This is a genomic window from Hymenobacter agri, assembly GCF_054778495.1.
The window spans coordinates 1-7,958 of record NZ_BAAGZM010000155.1; the positions used below are offsets into that span (position 1 = coordinate 1).

Genomic DNA, 7,958 nt, shown 5'->3' on the forward strand with positions numbered 1-7,958 from the left:
AGCGCCGCCTGGCGGCCCCGACCCGCGCTGGGCGACTCCGTTCGCACGCTCTACGGGCTGCGCGTCGACTCCCTCTACCGCCGCATGCTGCGCGTGAGCGACAACTTTCTGGCCGAGCAGCTGCTGCTGATGTGCAGCACCAAAATTGGCTACCGCGACTCGCTCAGTACCGGCCGCGTCATCCGCTACGCCCGCCGCAACCTGCTGCGACCTTTGCCCGACCCCGTGGTGTGGGTCGATGGCTCGGGCCTTTCGCGCCTCAACCTCGTCACGCCGCGCACCCTCACCGGCCTGCTCCTCAAGCTGCACCAGGAACTGCCCGAACGCCGGCTATTGAGCTTGCTGGCGGCTGGCGGCGGCCAGGGTACGTTGCGCAAGCGCTACCACGACGCGGCCGGCCCTTGGGTATGGGGCAAAACCGGCACCCTCAGCAACAACCTGAACATGTGCGGCTATCTGCGTACCAAAAGCGGCCGCCTGGTGGCTTTCACCTTCATGAACAACAACCATGTGGTGGAAAGCGGCACCATGCGCAACGAGGTGGAGCGGGTGCTGGCCCAGGTGCGGGCGCGGCTGTAGTAAAAGCTGGGCCTAACGCGTCAGCACCACCTTCTGCGTGGCGGCTACGCCCGTTCCGGTCACTTTCAGATAGTACACGCCGGCCGCCAGGCCCGATAAATCGAAATCCGTTGGCACCGACGGGTGCAGTTCCAGCGCGGCTGTTACCGGCTGGCCCAGCGGGTTGTAGAGGCGGGCCTGCAGGTCGTTGGCTACGCCGCCTTCTGGAGCTACGGTAAGGGTGCCGCTGGTGGGGTTCGGAAACACGCTCACCTGCAGGCCGGCCGCTACGAAAGTGGCCGTCACCACGTAGGTCGTCACCGGCTCGTTTACCACGGCGTGGCCCGACTGCGGCCCGATGGCCCCGGCCGGAATGACGCCATAGTACGTGGGGCCGGGCGTGTAGGGATAGGCTCCGGCATACTGGCTGTTGATGGTGACGAAGTAGGCATAAGTGCCCTGCGGATACTCCGGCGTGATGCAGAAGCGGCCGTTGTGGCTGTCGAGGTCGCCGCGGCCGGCCACGTACTCGAAGTCTTCGATGTAGTAGCCCAGCGGCTTGGCCGCGTTGATGGCCGGCCCGGCCGATGGGGCCGTACTGCCGTCGGGCAAAGTGGTACGGGCCGTGATGCTGCGGGCGCGGTACGAGGTTTTCATGCTCTTGATGCCACCCGTGCCGTTGGTGTTGGCGTAGCCGTAGGCCCCGTAAATGGGGTAGCCATCGAAGGCGAAGCCGATGAGCGGGGCGTGGCGCGTGCTGTCGTGGTCGTTGTAGAGGCAGCGCGGGTTGAGGTGATGGTGGTACTCGCCGTTGCCGGCCGGGTGGCCGAGGCAGGAATCGAAGCTGGGGCCCTCCACCACAATAGCATTCTGGTTCCACACGCCCGCGTTGTTGTAGCTCATGGCGTCCTTGGCGTTGAAGATGCTCACGCCGTTGCTCCAGATGCCGGTGTGGCCCAAGGGCGTGGCGGTGGCCGTGCCGGTATTGGGCGTGGGCGTGCGGGTTATCTTGAACACAAAGTTCTGGTTGGTGGCCGTGTTGGGGTTGTTGGGCCAGGGGCCAATGGTATAGCTCGGCACGCCGGTGCAGGTGATGTACACGTTGCCGGCCGAGTACTGCACCCGCTGCACATTACTCAGAATGCCGTTGTAGCCGGTGGCGCCGGTGGTGTTCACCACCCAGCCGCTCACGATGGGAGTAATCTGAGCGCGGCCCAGTGCGGGCGTCAGCAAGAGGAAGGTCAGGAAGTAGCGGTGGAGCATCGGGCAAGCGGTAAAGGTCAACGCCGGGGAAAGCGCAGGCACACGGATTTGGGGAGTGCTGCGAATCTGGATTGAAGGTACAGTCAGGGCCGGGCCCAATGGCGCGGCTATCGACCAGTTGCCCACAACCAATCGACCAACAGCTGATTTAGCCGACCAACCGTCGTTTCGGCCCGATGACCAGTCGATATGACCGGTTAAAGGTATGCGTGCATACTAAAAAAGTGCTCTGTTTGGCTGAAAATGGCCTTTTTTCTCGGTGAACGGTGGAATTCCATTCGCCGGGAAAACCGTGACTGTTCGCCGAGAAACGACCCGGATTAGGCGAAGGAAAAAATACTGCCCGGCCCCGGTGAGGAGCTTTGTATCATCAAAACGGCCGCTAATAAGCTGGTCCATTCCCACGCAACTACTCTTCATTATCAGCCTCATGTTTACGCTCGCTACTCCCGCTGCTCGTTTGCTCACCCTGGCTACGCTGGGCTTGCTGCTGCCCATTGCAGCCATGGCACAGGCTCCCACCATCAGCAGCGTAACGCCGACCCAGGCTGCGCCTGGTAGCACGGTTACCATCACCGGTACCAACCTCACCGGCTTCACCTCGGTGCTGCTCAACGGTCAGGCCGTGCGTGCCTCGGTGGGCCTGGTGCCCTCCACTACGGCTACGTTCATCGTGCCGGCCGCTGCCGGCTCGGGCCGGGTGCGCCTCACCACCGCCGCTGGCACGGCCGTAAGCAGCGCCAAGCTGGGCGTGACCCGCACTTCTTCTAACAGCAACTACGGCCAGCTGAACAACAACGCCACCAGCGCCACGGCCGCCGGTAACTTTTCGACTCCTGTAGCTGCCGACCTCGACAAAGATGGGCTGCTGGAACTGCTGGTAGGCCAGGGCGACGGCACCATGATTGATTACGAGCAAACCGCTACCAACCAGCCGTTCAGCACCACGGGTACGGTTATCACGTTTGCCGCTGGCGGCACGGTCGATGTCGGCCTCTATGCTAAGCCCACGGTAAGCGACCTCGACGGTGATGGCAAGCAGGAAATCATCGTTGGCGAAGAAACCGGCAAAGTATACATCTACGAGCAGGCCGCCAGCACCGGTACCGGCGCATTCACGGTGGGCCCGGTAGCCACGCTGTTTGCCAACCCCTACGGCGCAACGACCACCACCGTGGCCAACGCCGGTTCCTACGCCCGTCCGTCGGTGGGCGACCTCGACAACGACGGCCTGATTGACATCCTCGTAGGCAGCAACAACGGCCTGCTGAACCGTTACGAGCAGCTGGCCAGCACCAGCACCACCACGGCTGGTTTCAGCGGCCCCGCTACCATCAAGCTGGGCACTGGTGCCGACCTCGATGCCGGCGACGTGAGCAAGCCGCTCATCACCGACTACGACGGCGACGGCAAGCTCGACATGCTGGTGGGCAACTACGCCGGCAACGTGCAGCTCTACACCCAAACGGCGGTGAATGCGCTCACCTTTACCTTCATGCGCAACCTGAGCGCCGATGGTACGTCGAACACCATCATCAACATGAGCAACGCCGGCACCAATGCCAGCAACATGAACGGCTACGCCGCCCCGGCCGTGACCGACTACGACGGCGACGGCCTGCTTGACCTCTTCATCGGCAACGGCACGGGCACGGTGTACCGCTACGAACAGGGGATTTCGGCTACTGCTCCCACGCTCACCGCGCCGCTGCCGGTAGTGCTCACGGCCTTCACTGGCCAGGCCACCAGCGCCGGCAACCGCCTGAACTGGGCCACCGCGCAGGAAGTGAACAGCGCCCGCTTCGTGGTAGAAGCCTCGGCCGACGGTAGCCGCTTCGCCGCCATCGCCACGCTGGCCGCCGCCGGCAAAAGCACCTCGCTCACGAGCTATGTGTACGTAGATGCCTCCGACGCGGCGCTGGCCACCGGCCGCCGGTACTACCGCCTGCGCCAGGAAGATATCGACGGCACTACCAGCTACTCGCCCATCGTAACCGTGAGCCGCGGCACCGCCGCCAGCACTGCCGGCAAGTTTGATGCTTATCCCAACCCCTTCGCCGACCGCATCTCGGTAGCCCTGCCCGGCCAGGCCGAAGCGCAGGCCACCACCGTAACGCTGCTCACCCTCACCGGCCGCCCGGTGTTCAGCACCAAGCTCGACCTGAGCGCTGCTCCCCAGGCCCTGAGCAACCTGCCCGAGTTGCCCGCCGGCGTGTACGTCCTGCATCTGGCCACGGCCACCAGCACCACCAGCCAGAAAGTAGTGCGCCAGTAATCGAACGATTTTAAACGACAAGCGCCCCCGGCATCCGCAAGGAAGGCCGGGGGCGCTTGTCGTTTGGAGAGGCATGCTTGATTGATGGAAAAAGCACGTCATGCTTCGGCTGCGCTCAGCATGACGTGCTTTTTCTCCTGTCTCCCTTCCTAGACGGTGTTATGCACTTGGAAGCAAATTAAGGGTTGCGGCTTTCGTGAGCATGAGTCCGACAAAGGCGAGGTAGTGGAGTTGCTGCAAGCTGAGGGCCAAGCGTTCGTAGTCGCGGGCCAGGCGTTTGTAGCGGGCGCTCCAACTCAGGCTGCGCTCGACGACCCAGCGGCGGGGCAGCAGCACGAAGCCGCGCTTGGCCTGGCCAAGCTTGACGACTTGCAAGGCGATGCCGTGCGCTTCGGCGGCTTGGGCTGGGGCGTCGCCGGTGTAGCCTTGGTCGGCATAGGCCAACGTAACACTTTGCCCTGATGCCACTTGGACCTCTTCTGCGAGGGCGCCGACCTGGGCCCGGTCTTGTTCATTAGCAGGCGTGACGACCGCGGCGAGCAGGTGGCCCAGCGTGTCAACGGCCACGTGCACCTTGCTGCCCTTGCTGCCCTTGCTGCCCTTGCTGCCCTTGCGCCGCTTAGCCCCGTCGTAGCCGGCGCGAGAGCCGCTTTCGGGTGTGCTCTGCAACGTGCGCGAATCGAAAATGACCGCGCTTGGCTCGGCGGGCCGCGCTTCGTTCAGCCGCAGCACCTGCCGCAGGTCGTCCGTTAGCGCTTCAAACACGCGAGCGTCGCGCCAGCGCACCCATTGCTGATAGCACGTGGCCCAGGGCGGCAAATCATGGGGCAAATACCGCCACGTGCAGCCCGTGCGCACGACGTAACGCAGCGCATTAAATAATTCGCGCAGTGCATATTGGCGTTGAGCCGCGTCTTCGCGCACCAGCAGTAAATAAGGCAACAGAAATCCCCATTCATCATCTGTGACATCACTCGGGTAAGCGCGGCGAGTATTCTCCATACCCGCTAATTTCGCTCACAAGTGCATAACACCGTCTAGTACAGCACCCGGAACTTGATGGTGTGCTCCACGGCGCGCAGGGCCTGAATCACGTCTTGGTCGTACTGCCGGTCGATGTCCGTAATCACGTAGCCGATGTGCTCGTTGGTTTTAAGGTACTGGCCCAGGATGTTGACGTGATGGCGGGCCAGCACGTTGTTGATGTTGGCCAGCACGCCCGGCACGTTGGCGTGGATGTGGATGAGGCGGTGTGCCTGCTGCGTGGGCAGCTGAATGTTGGGGAAGTTGACCGACTGCTGGGTGTTGCCGGTGTTGATGTACTGCATCAGCCGCTCGGGGACGAACTCGGCGATGTTGCGCTGGGCCTCGGCCGTGCTGCCACCGATGTGCGGCGTGAGCAGCACGTTGGGCAGGCCGCGCAGCTCGTTCTCGAAGCTCTCGCTGTTGGTTTTGGGCTCGTATGGGAACACGTCCACGGCCGCGCCGCCGAGGTGGCCGCTGCGCAGGGCGGCGGCCAGAGCCGGCACGTCGACGACGTGGCCGCGGGCGTTGTTGAGGAACAGGGCGCCTTTTTTCATCAGGGCAAATTCCTTGGCGCCGATATAGTTCGTATTTGCCTCGCGGCCGTCGATGTGCAGCGTCACCACGTCCGACTGTTCGAGCAATTCCTCCAGCGTGCGGCATTTCACGGCGTTGCCGAGCTGCAGCTTTTCGGCGATGTCGAAGTACACCACCTTCATGCCCACGGCTTCGGCCACCACGCTCAGCTGCGAGCCGATGTTGCCGTAGCCCACAATGCCGAGGGTTTTGCCGCGAATTTCGAACGAGCCGCTGGCCGACTTGTCCCACTCGCCGGCGTGCATCTTGGGATTTTTCTCGGGGATGCGGCGGGCTAGCACGATGATTTCGCCCAGCGCCAGCTCCACTACCGAGCGGGTGTTGCTGAACGGCGCGTTGAACACGGCCACGCCCTTTTTCATGGCGGCCGGGAGGTCAATCTGGTTGGTGCCGATGCAGAACGCGCCGATGCCGATGAGGCGGTTGGCGGCTTCGAGCACACGCTGCGTTACCTGCGTTTTGGAGCGGATGCCGAGCAGGCTCACGCCCTCGATGCGCTGAATGAGCTCGTCCTCATCCAGCCCGCCCTTAACTTCTTCTACCTGATAGCCTTCCTCGCGGAATAACTCGGCGGCGCGGGCATCGGGGTTTTCCAGCAGCAGGACTTTTATGCGATTCTTCGGGTATGACAAAGTCATGGGAAGTCTTAGTTGGTACAAAAATTCATCGAACGTGGGCAGCACCTCATCGGCATGGGCTACCACGCTGGGGCGGCTAACGTTCTCGGTGTAAGCGTAGAAACGGTCGGCCAGGCCGGCTTCCCGAATCTGGTAGTCGGTGTAGCCGTCGCCGAGCACGTACACCGGCCCGTCCAAATCGAGCAGTACCAGCTGACGGATTTTGCCGCCGTCGCGGCTCAGCACGTTGGCCGGGTCACAGCCGGTGATGTTGCCTTCGGTGTCGAAGGTGAAGGTGTTGGCCAGCACGTGCTCGGGCCGAATGCCGAACTCGGCCACCACCGGCTCAATGAACTCGCGGAACCCGCTGCTCACCACGTAAATGCGGTCGGCAAATTGCCGGAAGAAATTGCCGTTGCGCCGGATGCTCTCGCTCACCTTGGTTTGGAGGCGGGCCACCAGCGGCGCGAGGTGCGCCCGGTTGGCCCCGAGCAGCGCCAGCCGCCGGCTCAGCGACTCCTGGAAGCCGATTTCGCCGGCCATGCCCTGGTCCGTCAGGGCCCGGATTTGGGCCACGCGCTCGGCCGCGTCGGGGCGGCCGGCCAGGGCAATGTCGGCCAACTCATCCAGCCCTTCCACCTGGGTGAAGGTGCTGTCGAAATCGAAAACGAGGTAGGGCAGGGGGGCGGCGGCGTTGGGCATGGGCGCAAAGATGCGCCCGTCCGTACCTTGCCGCGGCATTCTGCTGCCAAGTATTTTATGAAACCACTGCTCCTGTTGCTGCTCACGCTGCTGCTGAAACTGCCCACCGCCGGGCCGCCGGCCGTGCGCGTTAAGCTCAGCCCGCTGACGAAGGTGGCGTATGAGGCGGCGAAGAAAACGGCGGTAGTAACTAGGCCGCCGATGACGTTTCCGGTGAAGAAGCAGAAGGGGCGGATTGTGATTCCGACGGCGAAAGGACCGAAATTATTCAAAGACGTGCGAGTAGCGGATGATGAAACGGCAGAGGTTACTTACGCATACAAGGGGTTTTGTGCGGAGTTGCAGCAGCACCTGTTGCAAGTTAGTTATTACGAAAGCTCAGGATGGATAATTGTAGATGCTGCTGGCAAGGTTAGCAATCTATGGAGCCCACCCGGGTATTCACCAAGCTTAAACCGCCTGTTCACGGGCAGTGGCAGTTTAGAATATGATATGATGCCTAATGGCTTACAGATATTTCAAAAAGAACCGAACGGCCTAAAAAAAATATGGGAGACGGCACCCACAACGTGGGCGCCCGAAGACGCATTCTGGACTACAGAAAACACCCTATACGTGCAGCAAAGGCGCTATCGAAACCTGGAAGTAAGCGACAAACATTATTTCACCTACGCCAAGCTCACCATCACTCCGGCGCATGAGTAAACCGCTACCCTCGCTGCTCTGCGCCACTTTATTCGCCTTCAGCGCCTGCACGGCCAGCCGCTCGGTGAACTCGGCCCTGCAAGCCGAGCCGGAGTACTGCGTGCCGGCCGTGGTCTACCGCTACGACCCCACCACCGCGCCGCTGCCCAACATCGCACCGCTGCTGGATAGCGCCCTCACGGCCCGGTTTCCGCGCCGGAGCCTGCTGGTGGCCAACG

Annotated in this window: 7 protein-coding genes; 4 read left to right on the top strand and 3 right to left on the bottom strand. The window is 62.6% G+C overall.

Annotated features, from left to right (window positions below; all coding sequences use genetic code 11):
* The coding region (locus tag ACYVDE_RS09895; protein ID WP_460501343.1) for a D-alanyl-D-alanine carboxypeptidase at nucleotides 1-579 on the top strand (579 nt) is incomplete at its 5' end.
* Nucleotides 580-591: 12 nt separating this feature from the next.
* Here ACYVDE_RS09895 and ACYVDE_RS09900 read toward each other — a convergent pair.
* A complete protein-coding gene (locus ACYVDE_RS09900; protein ID WP_460501344.1) occupies nucleotides 592-1,821 on the bottom strand; it encodes a YHYH protein in 1,230 nt (409 codons plus the stop codon).
* 430 nt (nucleotides 1,822-2,251) lie between these two features.
* Between ACYVDE_RS09900 and ACYVDE_RS09905 the strand changes: the two genes are divergently transcribed.
* Entirely contained in the window at nucleotides 2,252-4,096 is a 1,845-nt protein-coding gene (locus ACYVDE_RS09905) for an FG-GAP-like repeat-containing protein (RefSeq protein ID WP_460501346.1), read from the top strand.
* 159 nt (nucleotides 4,097-4,255) lie between these two features.
* On the opposite strand, the gene ACYVDE_RS09910 is transcribed toward ACYVDE_RS09905, so the two are convergent.
* Nucleotides 4,256-5,098 carry an IS5 family transposase gene (locus tag ACYVDE_RS09910; RefSeq protein ID WP_460501347.1) on the bottom strand — a complete coding sequence of 281 codons (843 nt, stop codon included), beginning with the start codon at nucleotides 5,096-5,098 and terminating at the stop codon, nucleotides 4,256-4,258.
* Nucleotides 5,099-5,133: 35 nt separating this feature from the next.
* Complete coding sequence (gene serA, locus ACYVDE_RS09915; protein ID WP_460501348.1) at nucleotides 5,134-7,035, bottom strand: phosphoglycerate dehydrogenase; 1,902 nt, start codon at nucleotides 7,033-7,035, stop codon at nucleotides 5,134-5,136.
* Nucleotides 7,036-7,092: 57 nt separating this feature from the next.
* On the opposite strand from serA, the gene ACYVDE_RS09920 reads away from it, so the two are divergent.
* The gene (locus ACYVDE_RS09920; RefSeq protein ID WP_460501349.1) at nucleotides 7,093-7,740 is read left to right on the top strand and encodes a hypothetical protein; all 648 of its coding nucleotides are present in this window, start codon (nucleotides 7,093-7,095) and stop codon (nucleotides 7,738-7,740) included.
* The coding region (locus ACYVDE_RS09925) for a hypothetical protein (protein ID WP_460501351.1) at nucleotides 7,733-7,958 on the top strand (226 nt) is incomplete at its 3' end. The genes ACYVDE_RS09920 and ACYVDE_RS09925, both read left to right, overlap by 8 nt.

Excerpts from the sequence above, each read along its gene's own strand:
- ACYVDE_RS09920 (WP_460501349.1), top strand. The coding sequence starts at position 7,093 with ATGAAACCACTGCTCCTGTTGCTGCTCACGCTGCTGCTGAAACTGCCC.
- ACYVDE_RS09910 (WP_460501347.1), bottom strand. The coding sequence starts at position 5,098 with ATGGAGAATACTCGCCGCGCTTACCCGAGTGATGTCACAGATGATGAA.
- serA (WP_460501348.1), bottom strand. The coding sequence starts at position 7,035 with ATGCCCAACGCCGCCGCCCCCCTGCCCTACCTCGTTTTCGATTTCGAC.
- ACYVDE_RS09900 (WP_460501344.1), bottom strand. The coding sequence starts at position 1,821 with ATGCTCCACCGCTACTTCCTGACCTTCCTCTTGCTGACGCCCGCACTG.
- ACYVDE_RS09905 (WP_460501346.1), top strand. The coding sequence starts at position 2,252 with ATGTTTACGCTCGCTACTCCCGCTGCTCGTTTGCTCACCCTGGCTACG.